Origin of the sequence: Streptomyces kanamyceticus (assembly GCF_008704495.1) — a bacterium.
GTDB lineage: Bacteria > Actinomycetota > Actinomycetes > Streptomycetales > Streptomycetaceae > Streptomyces > Streptomyces kanamyceticus.
Genome location: NZ_CP023699.1, coordinates 8971361 through 8990777, shown reverse-complemented (window position 1 = coordinate 8990777; position 19417 = coordinate 8971361). Strand labels below are relative to the sequence as shown.

Here is a 19417-nt window from a genome sequence, read left to right as displayed (position 1 = left end):
TTCACGATTCTGTGCGCGGGCCCGAACTCACAGGCGGCGGGCGTCACTTCCAGCCGTACGCGTACGCCGCGACCCAGGTGATCTCCAGCTGGGCGCTGCTGCCGGGCGCCGCGCCGGGTCCCTCAAGGGCGCTCTCGTTCTGCAGGACCCAGGACAGCGGCTCGTCGGGCACGCCCCGGGTGTCGTGGCCGGTCTCGCGTCCGTCGACGAAGAACCGCACGCTGCCGGGCGTCCACTCGGTCGACACGGTGTGCCACTCGGTCCAGTCGTCGGCGCCCCGGAAGGAGCCTTGTTCGCCGCCGCCGCAGGGATGGTGGAAGGCGCTCAGGGATCCGGTCCACTCGCCCTCGGGGTGGTCCATCTCGCAGCCACCGCCGTAATGCAGCCACGCCGACTTGTAACCGGCGGCCTGCTCGGTCACCTTGATGCGGGCGCTGTACTTGCCGTACTTCATCTGCATGACGGCACGTGGTACCAGCGCGGCGGCGTGCACGGGTCCTCCGTCGGCGGGCCGCCACATGCGGACGCGCATGCGGCCGTCGCCGTTCGCCGCAGCGCCCACGCTCACGGTGTCCTCGGGGTGGTAGACGCCGACGACGTCGCGCGCGCGGTCGTTCGCCGTGTCGCGCCAACCCGTGGGGTACGCCCACCAGTTGTCGCGGTAGGTGCCGGTGAGTCCCGCGCAGTAGGCGGCGGAGGTGTCGGCGTGGTGATCGCAGTCGCTGAACGCGCCGAGCGGCACCCGGTCGCCGTTGAAGTCCTCGGCGAGGACCTGCCAGAAGGGACCGCAGTCACCGCGCGGCAGCTCGGTGTCTCCCCTGCGGCAGGCGTCCGCCGACACCGGGGCTCCCCCGGCGCTCGGGACGCACAGGAGGGCCCCGAGCAGTGTCACGCCGAGCACTCCGGACACGAGCGGCCTGCGCCGCTTCGCCGCCGCGTGTGATCCCATCACGCCGCCCTCCTTTGGCCCACGGCCGCCGCACGGGTGGCGGACGCCCCGGGGGCGAGGGGCCGTCCGCGCCGAGGGGGCATCGTCGCCGAGGGGGCGGCCGCCCGCCATCCCCCTGACACGTCCGATGCCGACGCGGCGGGCCGTTACAGACGCGCCGCCAACAGCTCCTTGGTGTAGGCCTCTTGGGGCCGCTCGAAGACGTCGTCGCGGGTGCCCGTCTCGACGATCTCGCCGTGGTGCAGCACCGCGACGCGGTCGCACAGGTGGCGTACGACGGCGAGGTCGTGCGAGACGAAGAGGAGCGAGAGCCCGAGTTCGTCACGCAGGTCCATCAGGAGGTTCAGGACCTGTGCCTGCACGGAGACGTCGAGCGCGGAGACCGGTTCGTCGGCGATGATCAGGCGCGGCCGTGGCGCGAGGGCCCTGGCGATGCCGATGCGCTGACGCTGGCCACCGGAGAACTCGTGTGGGTAGCGCGGCAGTTGGTTCGCGTTCAGGCCGACCTGCGCGAGGAGTTCGGCGGCCCGTTCGCGGCGCTCACGTCGACTCATGTTCGTGTGAACGCGCAACGGTGTGGTGACGATCTCCTCGACGGTGCGGCGCGGATTGAGCGAGGCGTACGGGTCCTGGAAGACCAGCTGGACCTCGCGGCTGAGCTCCCTGCGCAGCGCGGTGTCGTCGGCGGCGCGCGCGATGTCCCTGCCGTCGAAGCGGACGGTGCCGCCGCTCGGCCGCTGGAGTCCCGCGAGCACCCGGGCCGTGGTGGACTTGCCGGAGCCCGACTCGCCGACCAGGCCGAGGGTCTCGCCCTCGGCCAGGCACAGGCTGATGCCGCGCACCGCGCGGGTGGGCTCGCGGCGGCGGCCGAGCAGGGTGCGCCCGCCGCCGAACTCCACGCGCAGATCGGTGACTTCGACGAGCGGCGGTCCGGCCGCGTCCGGCGCGACGCGGGTGGCCGTACGGCCCTCGGGCTCCGGGGCGTCGACCGTGGGCAGGCGGCTGCCCGGCACCGTCGTCAGGGAGGGCGCCGCGCCGATGAGCGCCCGGGTGTAGGGGTGGTTCGGCGCGGTGAGCACCTGATGCGTGGGGCCCGTCTCCACCATGCGCCCCTCGCGCATGACCAGCATGCGGTCGGTGGCGGCGGCGACCATGTCCACGTCGTGCGTGACCAGGACCACGGCGGTGCCGAACTCGCGCTGCAACTCGGCGAGCAGATCGAGGACTTGGCGCTGGACGCGGGCGTCGAGCGCCGTGGTCGGCTCGTCGGCGATCAGTACGTCGGGGTGGTTGATCAGCGCCATCGCGATCATCACGCGCTGGCGCATGCCGCCGGAGAACTGGTGCGGATAGTCGCGGGCGCGGGCCCCCGCGATGCCGACGCGCTCCAGCATCTCCAGGGCCCTGGCCCGCACTTGGGCCCTGCTCGCGTCCTTGTGGTGCAGGCGGTAGGCCTCGCCGAGCTGGTCGGCCACGGTGTGGAAGGGCGAGAGCGAGGCGAGGGCGTCCTGGAACACCATCGCGATCCGCGCGCCGCGCAGCGCCTTCAGCTCGGCCTCGGCCGCGCCCACGACGTCGGTGCCGCCGACCTCGACGGTGCCGCTGACGGTGGTGCGCGAGGGATCGTGCAGTCCCATCGCGGCGAGCCCGACGGAGGACTTGCCGGAGCCCGACTCCCCCACCAGGCCGAGGACTTCACCCCGCGCCAGGTCGAAGGAGATGCCTTCGGCGGCGGTGACGGGGCCCCGCGCCCCGGTGAAGGAGACGGTCAGGTCGCGCACGGCGAGCACGGTGTCCCGCTGCTCGCGCACGGCGAGCACAGTGTCCTGCTGCGGTGTCATGCGAGCCTCACTCTCGGATCGAGCCAGGCCACGACCAGGTCGGCGACGGCCACGAAGACCACCACGAAGAAGGCGGCGATCAGGACGGTGCCGACGACGGTCGGCAGGTCGTTCTGGGTGACGGCGTCGACGGCGAGCTTGCCGACGCCGCTGAGCCCGAAGACCGTCTCGGTGATGAAGGCGCCGCCGAGCAGCGCCCCCACCTCCAGACCGAGGAGCTGTACGACAGGACCCGCCGCACCCCGTGCGGTGTACTTCAGGTGGGTGCGCAGGGTGCCGAGACCCTTGCCGCGCGCGGTCCTGACGTACCCCTCGTGCATCACTTCGAGGAGCTGGGCGCGGGAGAGCCTGGCGAACACGGCGGCGTTGACGAAGCCGAGCACCAGGCAGGGCAGGAGCAGCCCGGCCGCCCAGGCCGCCGGGTCCTCGCCCGGCGGGGTGTAGCCGGGGAGCGGCAGCCAGCCGGTGGAATACACGAGCAGGTACTGGAGGGCGTAGCCGAGGAAGTAGATCTGCACGCTCGCGCCGATCAGGGTGAAGCCGGAGAGCAGCCGGTCGCCCACGGAGCCGCGGCGCAGCGCGGAGACGAAGCCCACCCCGATGCCCGCCACGAGGATCACGGCGAGCGCGCCACCGGCCAGGGCCAGCGTGACGGGGAAGCGGCTGGTGATCGCGGAGAGCACCGGCTCGTGGAGCGTGTACGAGTAGCCGAGGCAGGGCGCGGCGCAGGCGATGGCGCTGCCGTCCACGTCGCTGATGGTGCGCCCGGCGACCAGGCCGCGCAGGTAGTCGCCGTACTGGGTGAGGATCGGCTGGTCCAGGCCCATGCTGTGGCGGACCGCCTCGATCTGGGTGGCGTCGCACTTGGGGCCGCAGGCGATGGTCGCCGGGTCGGAGGGCGCGGCGTAGAAGAGGGCGAAGGCGGTGGCGGAGATGGCGAGCAGCACCACCACCGCCTGGAGCCCTCGTCTGATCAGGTAGGTGAGCATGGGTCAGGACTTCTTCAGGTACAGCCAGGCGAGGCTGATGGTGCCGTAGATGGGGTGGATGAAGGCGCCGCCGACGTTCGCGCCGCGCGCCTGCTGGACGCGCTGGTGCAGGAACGGCACGAGCGGCACGTCCTTCATGATCTTGTTCTTCTCCAGGGCGATCAGCGCCTCGGCCTTCTTCTCCGCGTCGCCGATCTTCGCGATCCGGTCGAGTTCCTTGTCGACGGCCGGGTTCTTGTAGCGCGGGTCGTTGTCGAGGGAGTCGCGGCGGCTGTCGAAGCGGTAGGGCACGCCGGTGGCCGGGGTCGGCCAGTCGACCGAGCTGCCGGACATCCACAGGTCGTACTTGGGGTCGGCGTTGCGCTGCACCTCGTTGGTGAACGCGGGCAGCGGCATCGGCTTGGTGACCAGGGTGATGCCCGCCTTCTCGAAGGCCTCGACGAGGACCTGCGCCATTCGGTCGTTCGCGGCGTTCGACTCGTAGGCGTAACTCAGGCTCTTGACCGGCTTCTCGGCCTTGGCGAGATGTTCCTTGGCCTTCTTGATGTCGCCGGTCGGCGCCACCGGGTAGAGGTCGTACTTCTCGTAGCCGACGATGGCGGGCGAGGAGTACGTCGTGGCGATGTCGCCCACGCGCGGGCCGCCGAGCGCCTGGCGCGCCTGCTGTCGCGGGAAGAGGTAGTGGATGGCCTTGCGGACCTCGGGGTCGGCGACCCGGTCGTTCCTGGCCACCAGGTGGTAGGTGAAGGCGCCGCGCCGCCCGTCGACGACGAGCCGCTTCTTCTTCGGGTCGCGGGTGGCCTCGCCGTACAGCTCGGGCGGCAGTTCGTTCTTCGTGGTGACGGTGTCCGCCCCTTCGCCTCGTCCGTTGAGGATCTCCTGGGCGGTGTTGAGCTCCTTCTTCTCGAAGGTGAACTCGAACTTGTCGGCGTACTGGTGGCGGATCGGGTCGGTCCCGGCCTTCCAGTGCGGGTTGCGCTCCAGGGTCATGCTCTGGTTCTGCCGGTGCTCGACGATGCGGTAAGGACCGGTCGCGAAGGGCTTGAGGTCGTACTTGGTGCCGGTGTCCTTGTCCGGGCGTACGGGCGAGGAGGAGGACTGCGCGGCCATGAACGGCACGTCGGACTGCGGCTGGGCGAAGTGGAAGACGATGGTCTTGTCGTCCGGGGTCTCGATGCCCTTGAAGTCGCCGTCCTTCTTCGGTCCTCCGTAGACCTCGCGGGCCTTGGCGAGGTCCTGCTTGCCGGTGAGCCACTGCGGCCAGTAGGGCGGGCCGAGCTCGAAGCCGGGCGCGAAGGTGCGCTCGATGCCGTACTTGACGTGCTTCGACGTGATCGGCTTGCCGTCCTCCCAGGCGATGCCGTCCTTGAGCCGGTACGTCCAGGTGCGGCTGCCGTCGGAGGGCTTCCCGGTGTCGGTGGCGAGGTCGCCGACCAACTTCGGCTTGCCGTCGACGACCTGGTACTGGGTCAGCTGACGGCCCCACAGCAGCGAGGTGTTGTAGGCCTCGCCCGCGTAGATCTTCTGCGGGTCGAGGTGGGAGGAGTCCCTGAGGTTGGCGACGTGGACGGTGCCGCCGCGCCGGGCCCCCTCGACGGCGGGCGCGGGGCCCGCGCTGTCCTTGGCGGTGCCGATGCCCGCGGTGAGGTTCGCCTCCTCGGCCACCGACGGCGCGTCGTCGCCCTTGGCCCCGGCCCCCGACGAGCACGAGCAGAGCACGAGCATGGCGGAGACGGCGGCGAGGGCGGGCACCGCGGCGGCGCGCGGGCGGATTCTGGGCATGGCGAACTCCCTTGAGGAGATGACGGGTTGACCGGAGAGTGGAGAAGAGAAGAAGAGGAGCACTCAGCGGCGCGTGCGGGGGTCGAGCGCGTCCCGCACCGAGTCGCCGAGGAGGTTGAAGGCGACGACGAAGACGAGGATCGTCACGCCGGGGAAGAACATGTACGTCGGGTCGTCGTAGAAGACCTCGGCGCCGCGGGCGATCATCCGTCCCCAGTCGGGGATCGGCTCGCTGATGCCGACGCCGAGGAAGGAGAGCGCCGCCTCGGCGGTGACGATGCCGGGCAGGGCGATGGTGATGTGCACCAGGACCGGCGCCCACACGTTCGGCAGCAGCTCCCGCAGCACGACGTGGCGGCGGGACGCGCCCACGGCACGGGCCGCGTCGATGAACTCCCGCTCCCGCAGGGAGCGCACGGTGGTCCGCAGCATCATCGCGAGGGGCACCCAGCCGAAGGCGGCGAAGACCAGGACGAGCACGGTGAACTGCATCCACGCGGGCTCGTTCTCCCCGGGCGGGACGAAGCGCGTCTGGATGACCGGGCTGAGCGCGAGGAGGAGCAGCAGCGTCGGGAAGGCGAGCAGGACGTTGCAGACGAAGGTGAAGACCCGGTCGGCGAGCCCGCTGAGATAGCCCACGGTCACGCCGAGCACGACGCCGAGGACGGCGATCAGCGCGATGGACGCAACGGCCACGGTCAGCGAGGTGCGCACCCCATAGAGGAGCTGGGTGAACACGTCGCGGCCGAGTCCGGGTTCGATGCCGAACCAGAAGTCGCCGGAGATCCCGCCGTTGGGCAGTACGGGCAGTCCCTCGGCGCTGAGCAGCCCCGGCTCGTTCTGGCCGTAGTGCTCGGTCGGGTCCTTGCCGTAGAACCCGGCGATGAGCGGCGCGGCGAGCGCGAGCACCGCGAAGAGCAGCACGACGCCGAACGAGGCGAGGCCGACCCGGTCCCTGCGGAACGCCTTCAGGGCCACGGCGAACGGGCCTCGGGGCTCCTGCGTCTGTACGTCGGCCATGTGCTGCCGTGCTCCTGGTGCTCGCGCCCGCACCGGGTCGCGGATGCGGGTCGTGGAATTCGTTCCTGCGGCTCGGAAGGGGTGGTCCGTGCCGGGTTGCGGAGAATTACAACACCGCGGGAAGCGGCCCTGCCACACGCGCCGAATCCGTTCACGACGAACGTGAGCAGGACGTTTCAGGAGCCTTTCCGGAAGCCTGGAATTGTTCATGCCGCGGCAACAAGTGCCGGAATTCTTCACCACGAAACCGGACATACATCCCGATGGGGCCACACCTGCGCGTTGCCTTGTGAACCCGCCCACACCTCTTCACATGCAAGTCGCTACCTCCTTGCCACCACATATTTAAAGGCAGTATCCGGGGCTAGCCCTTCGGGTCTCCCCGAGGTGTCGCGCAGGCGTGCGAGCGCTTCCCGTACGGCCCAACACTCATCCTTTGCAGTGCTCTTCTTATGAAGCGCGGATCGGTTGAATGGCACCGGACGCCATTCGTGCGAGCCTCCTCCACGAGTCTTTGACCATGTGAGGAGCTGATCTGCGCGTGACCCTCCCCTCCCTAGTCCATTCCGGATTGAGATACCTCTGTCTCCTCGGTATCGCCGCTGGAACAGGTCTGTCCACCGCGCCCGCCGTCGCGCACACCGCCCCGGCACCGGGCCAGGTGCCCGCCGCGGTCGCCGCCGCGAAGCCGCTGCCCGGCGGCCTCGGCCCGTGCGTCCCCGGCAACTGTCCGAGCGGCCCCTATCCGCCCATCAACAACGGGTCGATCCAGTACCGCGACGATGCCATCAACGTCTACGTGGGCCAGGACTTCCTCGTCCGTGAGAAGGCCGCGGAGGCCGAGGGACGCGTCGTGGTGCTCGGCGACTTCGACCAGGACAAGGCGGATGGGGTCAGCGGCATCTACAACGTCGGCGAGGCCGGCGTCGGCTCCCGGGTCACTCCCTCCGAGGGCTCCGACTGGCTCACCACCGGCGGCGACGTCAAGGTCGCCTCGGGTGAGCGGCTGCTCGCCGAGAAGGGGGTGGTACGGCACGCCGGGGATGCCACCGGCACGATCGTCAGCACCGTGACCAAGGACCCCGACGCCGCCAAGCCCTACATCCCGCTGCGGGACCAGCTCACCGCGTCCAGTCAGTGCTACGCCCACCCGACGGGCGGCACCAGCACCCGTCCGCCCACGGGTACGGCCACGCACGCGGGCGGCGAGACGCTGTTCCGAGGCGACAACACCTCCAAGATCCAGGTGTTCAACGTCGACTTCGACCTGATGGGCGGCAGTGGCGGCCAGGAGGACATCCGCTTCGAGGGGATCCCCGATGACGCCACGGTCCTCGTCAACATCCTCGGCACCAACCGCACCATCAACACCTACAGCGGCACCATCGACGACAGCAGCCAGCTCAACAAGATGCGCAGCCGTCTGCTGTGGAACTTCCCCGACGCCACGTCCGTCGAGATCAAGGGCACCGGGCAGTTCCAGGGCAGCGTCCTGATCGGCGATCAGGGCTCGATGGCCACGGTCAGCGTGCCGGGCATGAACGGCCGCTTCTTCACCACCGGTTCGCTCACCCACACCAGCGGGGCGTCGGGCGGCGGCGGCCAGGAGTTCCACAACTACCCCTTCGAGGGCGACCTGCCCGACTGCGCCCTCGCACCCACCGTGGGCGAGGTCAAGGTCCTCAAGGAGGACAAGGCCAGCGGGGACCCGCTGGCGGGCGCCGAGTTCGAGCTCTGGCAGGAGACCAACGGCGTCGAAGGACTGCAGACCGGCGGCGCCGCCCCGGACACGCAGGTCGGCGGCACCTGCACCACCGACGCTCCCGGCGAGTGCGTGCAGACCGTGCCGCTCGGCACGTACTACTGGCGCGAGACCAAGGCTCCGAACGGCTACGACCTTCCCGACCCCGCCGTCTTCGGCCCGCTGGAACTGACCGCGGCCAACGCCGACAAGGGCGTCACGGTCACCGCCACCAACAAGAAGAAGCCGGTGGTCGTCAAGGGCGACGTCACTGTCCTGAAGAAGGACGAGAGCACCGGGGACGCGCTGCCGGGCGCCGAGTTCCAGCTCTGGCACGAGACCAACGGCCTCGACGGGCTCCAGCAGGACGGCCCCGACCCCGACACCAAGGTCGGCACCCCCTGCACCACCAGCGCCACGGGCAGCTGCCGCAGGAACGTCGAACTCGGCACCTACTACTGGGTCGAGACCAAAGCCCCCAACGGCTACGACCTCCCCGACCCCGCCGTCTTCGGCCCCCTCGAACTGACCGCGGCCAACGCCGACAAGGGCGTCACGGTCACCGCCACCAACAAGAAGAAGCCGGTGGTCGTCAAGGGCGACGTCACGGTCGTCAAGAAGGACAAGGCCAACGGCGTCCTGCTGCCGGGCGCCGAGTTCCAGCTCTGGCACGAGACCAACGGCCTCGACGGGCTCCAGCAGGACGGCCCCGACCCCGACACCAAGGTCGGTGCCCCGTGCACGACCAGCGCCGCGGGCGTCTGCCGCAGGAACGTCGAACTCGGCACGTACTACTGGGTCGAGACGCAGGCTCCGCCGGGGTACCAGCTGCCCCGCCCCGCGGTCTTCGGCCCGCTCGTCCTGACCGCGGCCAACGCCTCCAAGGGTGTTTCCGTCGAGGCACGGAACTCCTTGCAGCAGCACCCGGGCATCACCGGCCGGATCATGGTCGAGAAGAAGGACAAGAAGACGGGCAAGCCGCTCCCTGGCGCCGTCTTCCAGCTGTGGTGGGACACCAACGGCACGCCGGGGCTCCAGACGACCGGTGCCCGCCGTGACACCCTCGTCGACAGCGGCTGCGCCACGGACAGCCGGGGCCACTGCGACTACCGCGACCTCGCACTCGGCACGTACTACCTCAAGGAGACCGCCGTCCCCGACGGCTACGTCCTGCCGAAGAACACGGTCAGCGGCCCGCACAAGGTCACCTCTGGCAACGCCGCCAAGGGCGTCACCGTGAAGCTCAGCAACCAGCGCGGTGGAGGCAAGAAGGGCAAGTGACGGACGAGGGGGCCGGGTGGACACCCGGCCCCGCTCCCGCGCACCGGGCACGGACGGCGTCAGCCGCCCGTGCCCGGTTTCGTTCCCCAGATGTAGAGGCGGTCGCCCTTGCCCAGCAGGTCGAACAGCCGCTTGGCGTCCGCCAACGCCATGTTCACGCACCCGCCGGATCCTGCCGAGAACAGATCCGCTCGGGTGCCGTGCAGGGCCTGCCCGCCGTTGAAGAACTGCGCGTACGGCATGGCCACGTGATAGATCGTCGAGAAGTGGTCGCGGTTCTTCCAGTAGATCCGCTGCCAGCCGCGCCGGGTCTCCAGGCCGTCGCGTCCCGTACGGACCGGCACCGGCGAGAAGACCAGCCTCCGGCCCGTCTGCACCCACAGGATCTGCCGGGTCAGGTCCACACACGTGACCCGGTACGACCTGACGGGGCAGCCGCGCCTGGCCGCCGGATCCCGCTTGATGCGGTCGGCGACGACGAGGCGGTACGTCCGCAGGGTCGCGCGGCCGTCCGCGGGGCGGATGCCGAGCCGCTGCTGCAGCCGTCTGATGGCCACGCAGTCCGCGGTGGACTGGCGGCCGTCGACGGGCAGCCTCAGCTCGCGCTCCAGCTCGCGTTGGTAGGGGGCCGGGCCCCCGCGGCACGCCGCGTCGGCCCGGGCGGGCGCCGCCGACGCGTGGGCCGAGGGAACGGCCAGGGACAGGGCGGCGATCGAGGAGATGAGCCAGCGCATCGCCCCAGCTTCGCCGCCGCGCACGCCGGCGCCCCGCGACACGGCCCGACTAATCCCACAATTGATCCGGTCGGGCGACGCCCGCCGCCCTGCCGGGGCCTGTCGCGCCGGGCCGCACCCGTCGCGTCAGTCGTCCAGGACGCCCAGTTCGAGGCGGCCGAGGCTCTCGCGGTCCGCGACGACGTCGATCCCGGCGATCCGCCTGTCGTCGAACGTGAAGCGCAGGACGAGACGGAGCCGCCCGCGCGGGGCCATCACCAGGCCGACCGTCCCGTCGACGAGCGCGAGCCCGGTGTGCTGGGCCCGTGCCACGGCCGCCATCGCGCCCTTCGCCACGGCGACGTCGCCGTGCACCACGACGGGCTCGGGCGTGGGGATGACCGACGTGTCGGCGTGCAGCACCACACCCGGGTGCAGCAGCGTCACCAGCGCCTCGAAGTCCCCGCCGCGGGTGGCGGCGAGGAACGCCTCGACCACCACGCGCTGCCGGGACAGGTCGGCGCCGGGCAGCGGAGAGCCGCCCTTGACCCGGCGGCGCGCGCGGCTGGCCAACTGCCGGGTCGCGGCGGGGGTGCGCTCGATCATCGGGGCGATCTCGTCGAACGGCACGGCGAACGTGTCGTGCAGGACGAAGGCGAGCCGCTCGGCGGGCGCCAGGGTGTCGAGGACGACCAGGAGCGCCTGGCCGACCGAGTCGGCGAGCAGCGCCTCCTGCTCGGGGTCACCGCCCTCCTCGCGCACCGGGGCGGAGTCCGGGGCGAGGGCCTCGAGCGGCTCCTCGCTCCGGTGGGCGCGCGAGCGCAGCATGTTCAGGCAAATCCGGCCCGCGACCGTCGTCAGCCAGCCGCCGAGGTTCTCCACGTCGCTGATGTCGGTGCGGCTCAGCCGCAGCCAGGTCTCCTGGAGCGCGTCGTCGGCCTCGCCGAGCGAGCCGAGCATGCGGTAGGCCACTGACCGCAGATGAGGCCTGTGCTCCTCGAAGCGTGCCGCCAACCCCGTGATGTCGTCCACCGTGTCTCTTTCGTTCGCGCCGAGGGCCGTCGCGACAGATCCGCGCGGCCCGCCCGAAGGTACCCGGCGCCGCGCCGCGTCCGCGCACCGCCCGTGCGCGTGACGTGCCGTGCAACCTCGTTGCAACGTCCCGCGCGCTGCACTGGTGCCATGACCCACGACGAGCACGAGCCGCACGGCAGCAGCCCCCGCGTGGAGTTGACCCCCGGCGCCGCCGACCTGGTGCGGCGCCTGACGCGGGACCACGGGCCGCTGATGTTCCACCAGTCCGGCGGGTGCTGCGACGGCAGCGCGCCGATGTGCTACCCCGAGGGCGAGTTCCGCACCGGAGCGTCGGACGTGCGGCTCGCCTCGCTGAGGGTCGATGGCGTCGCCGAGCCCGTCGGGTTCTGGATGTCGAAGAGTCAGTACGAGGTGTGGAGCCACACCCGGCTGATCGTGGACGTCGTGCCGGGGCGCGGCAGCGGCTTCTCCCTGGAGGCGCCGGAAGGCGTCCGTTTCCTGATCCGTTCCCGGCTGGTCGGCAGCTAGCGGCCGCCGCGGCAACGGCACGTCACCGTCCTCTGGTGCACTCCCCAACAGCCCCTCACACTGGGGCCGTTGACGGCCCGGAGACACCGGGGAACACCGGAGTACACCAGGGGTGGGACAGTGACGAGACGACGTGACAGACGGTTCGGAGCGGTCGGCAGAGCACTCACCGCACTGACCGCGCTCGGCACGCTGGCCGGTGCCGCTCTCACGGGAGCGGCACCGGCCAGCGGCGCTTCTCCGGAGGCCGCGGCCGGTCCCGGCACGGCGCGGACGTCGGCGATAGCGCCGGGCGTGAGCTACGGCTACTTCGACATCCCGACCGCGCGCGGCACGGCCCGCGCCCACGTGCTGGACGTGGACCTGCGCGATCCGCGTACCGGCGTCGGCCTGCTCTACCCGGGCGCGGTCGCCGCGCGGGCCCCCGTCTCCGCGCTCGCGGACGGCGTCGGCGCCGTCGGCGGGATCAACGGCGACTTCTTCAACATCACCGAGACCCAGCATCCGGGTGTGGAGGCGACCGGCGCGTCGGTCGGCCCGGCGATCGCGGAAGGACACGCGCTGAAGGGGGCGGTGCCGAACGGCCAGCGGTTCGGGCCCGCCATGCCGCCGGGAGTGACCACCGAGGCCGTACTCGGTGTGGGCTACGACCGGCGTGCGCGCATGGACGACCTGTCCCTGGACGGCGTGATCCGCACGCCCGACGCGCGGCTGCCGCTCGGCGGCCTCAACCAGTACGCGCTGCCCGTCGGTTCCGTCGGCGCGTTCACCAGCGACTGGGGCGCCGTCTCACGGGTGCGCTCCACCTGTGGCACCGACACCAACCGCGGCGCGCCGTGCAGCACGGACACCCATGAGGTGACGGTGCGCGGCGGGCGCGTCGTGGCGGAGGCCGACACGCCGGGCAGCGGCCCGATAGCCCGCGGCAGCACCGTCCTGGTCGGCCGCGACGCGGGTGCGCAGCAGCTGCGCAAGCTCTCCCCGGGCGACCGGGTGCGGGTCAGCCACCGCCTGGTCGCGGCCGATTCGCACATCCCGTTCCGCTTCGCGCTCGGCGGCTACCCCGTGCTGCGGGACGGCGCGCCGCTGCCCGGCCTTGACCCGACCGCGTCGGCGGTCCGCACGGCGGCCGGGATAGCCGACGACGGCCGACGGCTGCTGCTGCTCTCCCTCGACGGCTCGCCGGAGTACCGCGGCGGGCTGACCATCGCCGAAGTCGCCGACACACTGCGGGGGTTGGGCGCGACGGACGGCTTCAGCCTGGACGGCGGCGGCTCCTCCACGCTGGTGGCCGCCACCTCGACCCTGGTGGCGCGGGCGCCGGGCGCCGATGCCGTGACCGTGCGCAACAACCCCAGCGGCGGGGCGGAGCGCCCGGTGCCGAACGGCATCGGCGTGTTCTCCCACACGTGATCCGTCGCCTCACTCAGGGCCGCAGCCCGCTGACGATGTCGGCCGTGGCCGTCAGGCCGTTGTGGATGGTCGGCGCCATGCTCGAACTCGCCAGGAAGAACCCGAGGAGCGCACAGACCACGGCGTGCGAGATCTTCAGTGCTCCGCTGCGCAGGAAGACCACCGCCAAGATCACGAGCAACAGCACCACAGAGATCGAGACAGCCACCGGACGTACCTCCTCCGCCACGCGACACCGCGGCTTTCGGCCGTCAGTGTGGCGCAGCGGAGGGGCCGTTCGGGCGTCTGACCTGTGCTCCGAACGGGTGCTATGTGCGCGGGTGTTGATCCACCGAGGTCAGCGGGCGTGCGCGTCGAGGAACGCCTCGAGACCGGCGAGGTCGTCGGTGTTGAGGTGGTCGACACCGGCGGCGAGCAGTTCGCCCCAGACGGCGTCGCGCTGTGCTCCGGGCAGGTCGGGCGTCGCCCAGAAGCGGACGCGCTGTCCGCGCGCGTGGGCCGCGGAGACGATGCCGCGCAGCTTGTCCCGTTCGGCGGCTGGCATCGGACCCGTGCCCTGCCAGCCGAAGTTGAGCGTCCAGTTGTCGCTGATCAGCGGGATGAGCGAGGCGGGCGCCGCGGTGCCGAGGTCGGAGAGCCGACCGTCGTAGAAGGCGTGCCTGACCTTCTGCGCCTCCATCGGGGCGCGGGCCGCGCGGTCGCCCGAGACCACCGCGGTGATCGCGGAGCGGCGGACCTTGCCGTACGCGTACGTCGTGAAAAGGCGCCGGTAGGGCCGCAGATGACGGTGGAGTTCGGCGTACGTCGACGCGCCCTCGGTCTTGATGTCGATGAGGAGCTGGAAGGGGGTGCGGTGGAAGCCGCGGTACACGGACCCGTGCTGGGCGCGGACGCGGGCGGCCAGGGGGTCCAGGTAGAGGGATTCGAGGGTGCGGGTGGGGTCGAGGTCCACCGGGTCGTGGGCGACGAGGAGTTGCCCGTCCACGAGGTAGATGTCGGCCTCGACGCTGTTGAAGCGGTGGTCGAGCGCGTCGTACAGGGGCCGGGGGTGCTCGTAGTCGTTGTGCGCGTGGGCGCGGACCAGCGGGCGGGGCCTGGGGTGGTGACCGCGCTCGCCCGCCTGCGCGTAGGCGGGTATCGCGACGCTGCCTGCCAGCGCTGCGCCGAGGGTGGTGAGGGCTCTGCGACGGGTGGTGGGTGCCATGTCTGCCTCCCGGGGACGAGTGGGTACGGCGTCGGGGTGCGACGCGCGGGTACGACGTGGGGCGGAGCCTCAGTGAGTATGCGGCCCCGCCCCTGCCCGGTAACCCCGCTCGTAGGGGAGTTGGCGCTATCGATGCCGTGCGTTCACGCCCGGTCCGCGAACACCTCGGGGTTCGCGCAGTGGGCGAGCGGCTCGCCGCGCAGGAAGCGGCCGACCTCACCCGCCACGATCCTGGCCGCCTTGTGCGCGACCTCCTGGCTGCCGCCCGCGATGTGCGGCGTCATGACGATGCCGGGGGTCTTGAGCAGGCGCGAGTCGGCGGGCACGGGCTCCTTCGGGTAGACGTCGAAGGCGGCCCCCGCCAGCTGTCCGCAGTCCAGGGCGTCGCAGACCGCTTCGTAGTCGAGCAGCGCGCCGCGGGCGCAGTTGACGAGGACGGAGCCGCGCGGCATCTTCGCGAGCTGCGCGGCGCCGATCATGCCGGTGGTCTCCTCGGTCACGCGCGCGTGCAGCGACACGATGCGGGAGCGGGTGAGCAGCTCCTCCAGGGACACCTGCTCGGCGCCGCCCACGAGCGATTCCGGCCGCACGTAGGGGTCGTGGACCAGGACCCGCGCGCCCATCGCCGCCAGGACCTTCGCGACCCGGCTGCCGATGGCTCCGTAGCCGATGAGGCCGACGGTGGCGCCCTCGATCTCGATGCCGCAGTTGTCGTAGTCGTAGTAGTCGCCGCGCCATACGCCGCGGCGCAGGTCGCTGTGCGTGTCGCCGACGCCGCGCGCGGCGGCGAGGAGCAGGGTGAGGGTGTGTTCGGCGGTGGCGACGGCGTTGCGTCCCGGGGCGTAGCAGACGGCGACGCCGTGCCGGGTCGCCGCCTCCAGGTTGGCGTTGACCGGGCCGCCGCGGCTGACGCACATCAGCTTCAGGTCGGGGCAGTTGGCGAGGATGCGCTCCGTGAGCGGCGCCATCTGCGTGACGCAGACCTCAACTCCCTGGAGGGCCTCGATGATCTCGTCCTCGGTGCCGGACGCCTCGTCGACCTCGCCGACGCGGCCGAAGGGGGTGTGCGGCCAGGGCAGCGTGAGTTCGCGGACCTCGACGGCGCCGGTGCCTTCGGTGGCCCCGCGGACCTCTTCGGTGAGCAGGCGGGGCAGGACGAAGTGGTCGCCTGCGGCGAGGACGGTGGTGCTCATGAGGGGCTTCTCTCTGCGAGGTGGTGCGGGCGTTACGCGGGTACGGGGGCGACGGCGGCCGGGGCGTTGAGGCGGATGAGGGACATCTGGCCCTCGCGCAGCCGCAGTTCGGTGAGGGCGCCGTTGTGCAGCGCGGGGAAGACCCGCCGGTAGTCGGCGAGCGGGATGCCCAGTTGGCGGCAGAGGAGGAGGCGTACGAGGGTGGAGTGCGCGACCACGAGGATCCGCCCTTCGGGGAACGCCGTCGCCAGCTCCGTGAGGCTCTCGGCGGCCCGCTCCGCCGCCGCGCGCGGGTCCTCGCCGCCCGGCAGGTGGTGGGTGACGGGGTCGCGCAGGAAGGCTGCGAGCTCGTCGGGGAACCGCTCGCGCATCTCGTCCCTGGTCAGCCCCTCGCCGCGGCCGAAGTCGACCTCGATGAGCCGCTCGTCGACGCGTGGCCGGAGCCCGAGCGCGTCGGCGGCGGGCGCGGCGGTGAGCCGGGCGCGGCTCAACGGCGAGCTGACCACGGCGTCGACGCGCTCCCCCGCGGCCCACGCGCCGAGCGCCGCGGCCTGGCGCAGGCCGCGCGGTGTGAGGTCCACGTCGGTGCGTCCCGCGTAGCGGTTGCCGTCGTGCCAGACGGTCTCCCCATGGCGTACGAGGATGAAGTCGGTCACTGCCCTGCCCTTTCCTGTGCGGCGCGCTCTTGTGCGGCCCGTTCCTGTGTCGCGCGCGTGCGGTGTGCGCGCTCCCGTGCGTGAGCGGCGACGGCCGCGTCCAGCCAGCCGCGCTCGACGAGCGCGTCGACGAAGTCGAGGTAGACGGGAGCCCACCGGGCGGTGCACGCCGGGTCGGGGAAGACCTCCTCGCCGATGCGGACCATCTCGGCCGCGGCATCCTGGACCGGTACGCCGCTGGAGGTGGCGGCGAGCACCGCCATGCCGATGGCTCCCTCGGCCTGTTCGGGGATCCAGACGGGGCGGCCCAGGACATCGGCGCGCAGCCGGTTCCAGTAGCGGTTGCGGGCGCCGCCCCCGGTGAGGGTGAGCGGGCCGTCGACGGGGGCGCCGATCAGGTCGAGGTAGTCGAAGCAGAGCCGCTCGACGCAGGCGACGCCGAGGAGGTGGGCGTGGAAGCGCTCGGCCTCGTTCGCGGGTGCGCCGATGACGAAGGGCGCGGCGTCCGGGGCACGGAAGGGGAAGCGTTCGCCGCCGGTGGACACCAGCGGGTAGGCCACCGCGTCCGTGTCGGACTCGCTTGCCAGGACGGTGAGTTCGTCGAGGTCGGCGCCGGGGAACTCGCGGGCCACGACGCCCGCGCCGCTGCTTGAGGCGCCGCCGGGCAGCCAGCTGTCGCCGGGGCCGCGGTGGCAGTAGACGACGCCGCCCGGGTCGCGCACCAGGTGGGGGCTCATGCCCTTGAAGACGAGGGTGGTGCCGAGCACGGAGTTCCAGGCGCCCGGGGTGAGGGCGCCCGCGCCGATCTGGGCCGCGCAGCCGTCGGTCATGCCCGCGACGATCGCGGTGCCCTCGGGGATGCCGGTGGCTTCGGCGGCCGCGGCGCAGACGGTGCCGAGGACGCTGCCGGGTCGTACGACGTCGGGCAACAGGCCTTCGGGGACGCCGAGTTCGGCGAATTCCCGATGCGGCCAGCGCTCTTCGGCGAGGTGGTAGCCGGTCTTCAGGGCATGGCTCGCGTCGCTCGGCACCTGGTGTCCCGCGAGCCGCCAGGTGATCAGGTCGGGCTGGTGGAGAAGACGGGCCGCCCCGGTACCGGCCGTCGCGGTCCCGTGTTCCAGGAGCCAGAGCAGTTTGGGCAGGGCCCAGGACGGCTGCATGGAGCGGTAGCCGAGCTCCCGCCAGACGTCGTCGCCCGCCGCGTTGGCGCGGGCGGCCTGCTCGGCGGCGCGCCCGTCGTCGTACATCAGTCCTGGCGTGAGCGGGGTGCCCGACGCGTCGGCGAGGAGGATCGTGCCGGAGGTGCCGTCGATCGCGAGACCGCGGATCCGGTCGGCGTCGATGCCGGACAGGGCTTCGCGGCAGGCGGCGGCGAGCGCGCTCCACCACTGTTCGGGGTCCTGCTCGTGGCGGTTGCCCTCACGGCGGCTGGCTAGCGGCCTGGACGCGGCGGCGAGCACCTCGCCGGTGGAGTCGACGGCGACGCAGCGGGCGCTCTGGGTGCCGAGGTCGAGGCCGAGCCAGACGGCGTCCGGGGGCAGTTGCTCAGACACGGGGGGCTCCTTGTTCGTGTGCCGTACGGGGTCCGGGGAAGGGGGCGGCCCCCGCGGCCCAGCCCGCGTCGCGCGCCAGGGTCCGCCAGGACAGGAACGACTCGTAGAGGTCCGCGTAGTAGGCGGAGCGCTCCGGGTCCGGCTCCCAACTGCTGCGCATCCGGACGTACTTGGCGGCCGCGCTGTGCATGCTGGACTCGGCGCCGCTGAGGACGAGGCCGGTGAGGAAGGCGCCCTTGGCGCCGAGTTCGGTGTCCGCTGAGCGGGCCGTGGGCACCCCGGTCGCGTCCGCGATGAGCGCGCACCACTCGGCGCTGTTGGCTCCACCGCCGCACAGCCGCAGCTCCGTGACGGCCGTGCGCGAGGCGACGAGGGAGTCGCGCAGCACGAGGGAGAGCCCGTCGAAGACGGCGCGGGCGATGTCGGCCCTGGTGTGTTCGAGGGAGAGGCCCCAGAAGGCGCCACGAGCGCGCGGGTCGAGGAAGGGCGCCCGCTCACCGGCCGGGGAGAGGTAGGGCAGGAACATCAGGCCGCGGGCGCCGGGTTCGGAGGTGAACGCGAGGTCCGCGAGTTCCGGCGGCCCTTCGACGTGCAGCGCGCGCGACGCCCAGGTGAGCACCTCGGCGCCGTTGAGGGTGGGGAAGGCGCGCAGGACGCGTTCGCGGCCGCGGTAGGCGATGTTGATGCCGGACGGTTCGCCGCTGGTGTCGACGTCCTTGCGGACGATCTCCGTGCACAGCGTGGTGCCGAGGATGCCGCACGCCTGGCCCGGGTTGACGACGCCCGCGCCACGGGCCGTGGAGGCGATGTCGTAGGGCGCCATGACGACGGGAAGCCCTGCGGGCAGGCCGAGTTGGGCCGCCGCCTGGGAGGTGATCTCGCTGATGCGCTCCTGCTCGCCGAGGACCTCGGGCAGCAGGCGGGCGTAGGAGGTGAGGCCGAACAGGTCGACGATGGCGGGGTCGTAGTCGCCGGTGGCGTGGTCGAGGAAGGGCGCGGAGGCGTCGGACTCGTCCGTGGCGGCGACGCCGGTCAGGCGCAGGAACAGCCAGCCCGCGGCCGTCAGCGACGCGGCCGAGCGGGCGAGCCGCTGCGGGTCGTGCGAGCCGAGCCAGCTGAAGATCGCGTTGGGCATGCCGCTGCAGGTGAGGGAGCCGTTGCGGCGGAAGGCCTCTTCGAGGACGCCCTCGCGCTGCCAGCGGGTGAGGATGTCGCCCGCGCGCCCGTCGGACCAGAGGATCGCGGGCCCGGTGGGCCTGCCCGCGGCGTCGACGAGCCAGGCGCCGTCGCCCTGCGCGGTGAACGTCACCAGCCAGACGGGGTCGGTGACGTCGGAGAGCGCGTTGCGGACGGTGTAGACGACGGCGTTCCACACCGTGTCCATGTCCTGCTCGGCCCAGCCGGGGTGGCGGCGGTGCACCTCGGTGGCCAGGCGCGACACGGCCAGCTCGGTGCCCTGGTCGTCGAAGACGACCGACTTGATCATCGTGGTGCCGACGTCGATGGCGAGTACGGACAT

Annotated in this window: 16 protein-coding genes; 3 read left to right on the top strand and 13 right to left on the bottom strand. The window is 72.0% G+C overall.

Annotated features, from left to right (window positions below; all coding sequences use genetic code 11):
• Window positions 1–43 precede the first annotated feature (43 nt).
• From CP970_RS39085 to CP970_RS39065, 5 genes are all read right to left on the bottom strand, one after another.
• Window positions 44–949: a glycoside hydrolase family 16 protein gene (locus tag CP970_RS39085; RefSeq protein WP_055543481.1), complete on the bottom strand. Its 906-nt coding sequence runs from the start codon at window positions 947–949 to the stop codon at window positions 44–46.
• A 146-nt stretch (window positions 950–1095) separates the two neighbouring features.
• Complete coding sequence (locus CP970_RS39080; RefSeq protein ID WP_224058955.1) at window positions 1096–2790, bottom strand: dipeptide ABC transporter ATP-binding protein; 1695 nt, start codon at window positions 2788–2790, stop codon at window positions 1096–1098.
• A complete protein-coding gene (locus CP970_RS39075) occupies window positions 2787–3779 on the bottom strand; it encodes an ABC transporter permease (protein ID WP_055543482.1) in 993 nt (330 codons plus the stop codon). Before CP970_RS39075 ends, CP970_RS39080 begins: the two co-directional genes overlap by 4 nt.
• Before the next feature lie 3 nt (window positions 3780–3782).
• Window positions 3783–5561, bottom strand: a complete 1779-nt coding sequence (locus tag CP970_RS39070; RefSeq protein ID WP_055543483.1) for an ABC transporter substrate-binding protein — start codon at window positions 5559–5561, stop codon at window positions 3783–3785.
• A 63-nt stretch (window positions 5562–5624) separates the two neighbouring features.
• Window positions 5625–6581: an ABC transporter permease gene (locus tag CP970_RS39065; RefSeq protein ID WP_055543484.1), complete on the bottom strand. Its 957-nt coding sequence runs from the start codon at window positions 6579–6581 to the stop codon at window positions 5625–5627.
• A gap of 571 nt (window positions 6582–7152) precedes the next feature.
• Between CP970_RS39065 and CP970_RS39060 the strand changes: the two genes are divergently transcribed.
• Window positions 7153–9603: a SpaA isopeptide-forming pilin-related protein gene (locus tag CP970_RS39060; protein ID WP_157877632.1), complete on the top strand. Its 2451-nt coding sequence runs from the start codon at window positions 7153–7155 to the stop codon at window positions 9601–9603.
• 59 nt (window positions 9604–9662) lie between these two features.
• Here CP970_RS39060 and CP970_RS39055 read toward each other — a convergent pair whose 3' ends face one another.
• Together CP970_RS39055 and CP970_RS39050 are read right to left on the bottom strand one after the other, a co-directional pair.
• On the bottom strand, window positions 9663–10337 hold the full coding sequence (locus CP970_RS39055; protein ID WP_055543486.1) for a L,D-transpeptidase: 675 nt from the start codon (window positions 10335–10337) through the stop codon (window positions 9663–9665).
• Window positions 10338–10463: 126 nt separating this feature from the next.
• Complete coding sequence (locus tag CP970_RS39050) at window positions 10464–11348, bottom strand: sigma-70 family RNA polymerase sigma factor (protein WP_055543487.1); 885 nt, start codon at window positions 11346–11348, stop codon at window positions 10464–10466.
• Between the two features lie 150 nt (window positions 11349–11498).
• On the opposite strand from CP970_RS39050, the gene CP970_RS39045 reads away from it, so the two are divergent.
• Both CP970_RS39045 and CP970_RS39040 read left to right on the top strand, forming a co-directional pair.
• Window positions 11499–11879 carry a DUF779 domain-containing protein gene (locus CP970_RS39045; RefSeq protein WP_055543488.1) on the top strand — a complete coding sequence of 127 codons (381 nt, stop codon included), beginning with the start codon at window positions 11499–11501 and terminating at the stop codon, window positions 11877–11879.
• Window positions 11880–11999: 120 nt separating this feature from the next.
• On the top strand, window positions 12000–13292 hold the full coding sequence (locus CP970_RS39040) for a phosphodiester glycosidase family protein (RefSeq protein ID WP_079043091.1): 1293 nt from the start codon (window positions 12000–12002) through the stop codon (window positions 13290–13292).
• A gap of 13 nt (window positions 13293–13305) precedes the next feature.
• On the opposite strand, the gene CP970_RS39035 is transcribed toward CP970_RS39040, so the two are convergent.
• The 6 genes from CP970_RS39035 to CP970_RS39010 form a co-directional block, all read right to left on the bottom strand.
• A complete protein-coding gene (locus CP970_RS39035) occupies window positions 13306–13500 on the bottom strand; it encodes a hypothetical protein (RefSeq protein ID WP_055543489.1) in 195 nt (64 codons plus the stop codon).
• A 129-nt stretch (window positions 13501–13629) separates the two neighbouring features.
• Window positions 13630–14496 carry a phosphatidylinositol-specific phospholipase C/glycerophosphodiester phosphodiesterase family protein gene (locus CP970_RS39030; protein WP_055543490.1) on the bottom strand — a complete coding sequence of 289 codons (867 nt, stop codon included), beginning with the start codon at window positions 14494–14496 and terminating at the stop codon, window positions 13630–13632.
• A gap of 143 nt (window positions 14497–14639) precedes the next feature.
• Window positions 14640–15689 carry a 2-hydroxyacid dehydrogenase gene (locus tag CP970_RS39025; protein ID WP_055543491.1) on the bottom strand — a complete coding sequence of 350 codons (1050 nt, stop codon included), beginning with the start codon at window positions 15687–15689 and terminating at the stop codon, window positions 14640–14642.
• Between the two features lie 32 nt (window positions 15690–15721).
• A complete protein-coding gene (locus CP970_RS39020; protein ID WP_055543492.1) occupies window positions 15722–16345 on the bottom strand; it encodes a histidine phosphatase family protein in 624 nt (207 codons plus the stop codon).
• On the bottom strand, window positions 16342–17898 hold the full coding sequence (locus CP970_RS39015; RefSeq protein WP_079043092.1) for an FGGY-family carbohydrate kinase: 1557 nt from the start codon (window positions 17896–17898) through the stop codon (window positions 16342–16344). Before CP970_RS39015 ends, CP970_RS39020 begins: the two co-directional genes overlap by 4 nt.
• Complete coding sequence (locus CP970_RS39010; protein WP_055543493.1) at window positions 17891–19417, bottom strand: FGGY-family carbohydrate kinase; 1527 nt, start codon at window positions 19415–19417, stop codon at window positions 17891–17893. The genes CP970_RS39015 and CP970_RS39010 overlap by 8 nt, the downstream gene beginning before the upstream one ends.

What these genes read in the sequence shown, in the direction of transcription:
- CP970_RS39085 (WP_055543481.1), bottom strand. Translation starts at nt 949, where the DNA reads ATGGGATCACACGCGGCGGCGAAGCGGCGCAGGCCGCTCGTGTCCGGA.
- CP970_RS39080 (WP_224058955.1), bottom strand. Translation starts at nt 2,790, where the DNA reads ATGACACCGCAGCAGGACACTGTGCTCGCCGTGCGCGAGCAGCGGGAC.
- CP970_RS39075 (WP_055543482.1), bottom strand. Translation starts at nt 3,779, where the DNA reads ATGCTCACCTACCTGATCAGACGAGGGCTCCAGGCGGTGGTGGTGCTG.
- CP970_RS39070 (WP_055543483.1), bottom strand. Translation starts at nt 5,561, where the DNA reads ATGCCCAGAATCCGCCCGCGCGCCGCCGCGGTGCCCGCCCTCGCCGCC.
- CP970_RS39065 (WP_055543484.1), bottom strand. Translation starts at nt 6,581, where the DNA reads ATGGCCGACGTACAGACGCAGGAGCCCCGAGGCCCGTTCGCCGTGGCC.
- CP970_RS39055 (WP_055543486.1), bottom strand. Translation starts at nt 10,337, where the DNA reads ATGCGCTGGCTCATCTCCTCGATCGCCGCCCTGTCCCTGGCCGTTCCC.
- CP970_RS39045 (WP_055543488.1), top strand. Translation starts at nt 11,499, where the DNA reads ATGACCCACGACGAGCACGAGCCGCACGGCAGCAGCCCCCGCGTGGAG.
- CP970_RS39030 (WP_055543490.1), bottom strand. Translation starts at nt 14,496, where the DNA reads ATGGCACCCACCACCCGTCGCAGAGCCCTCACCACCCTCGGCGCAGCG.
- CP970_RS39025 (WP_055543491.1), bottom strand. Translation starts at nt 15,689, where the DNA reads ATGAGCACCACCGTCCTCGCCGCAGGCGACCACTTCGTCCTGCCCCGC.
- CP970_RS39010 (WP_055543493.1), bottom strand. Translation starts at nt 19,417, where the DNA reads ATGTCCGTACTCGCCATCGACGTCGGCACCACGATGATCAAGTCGGTC.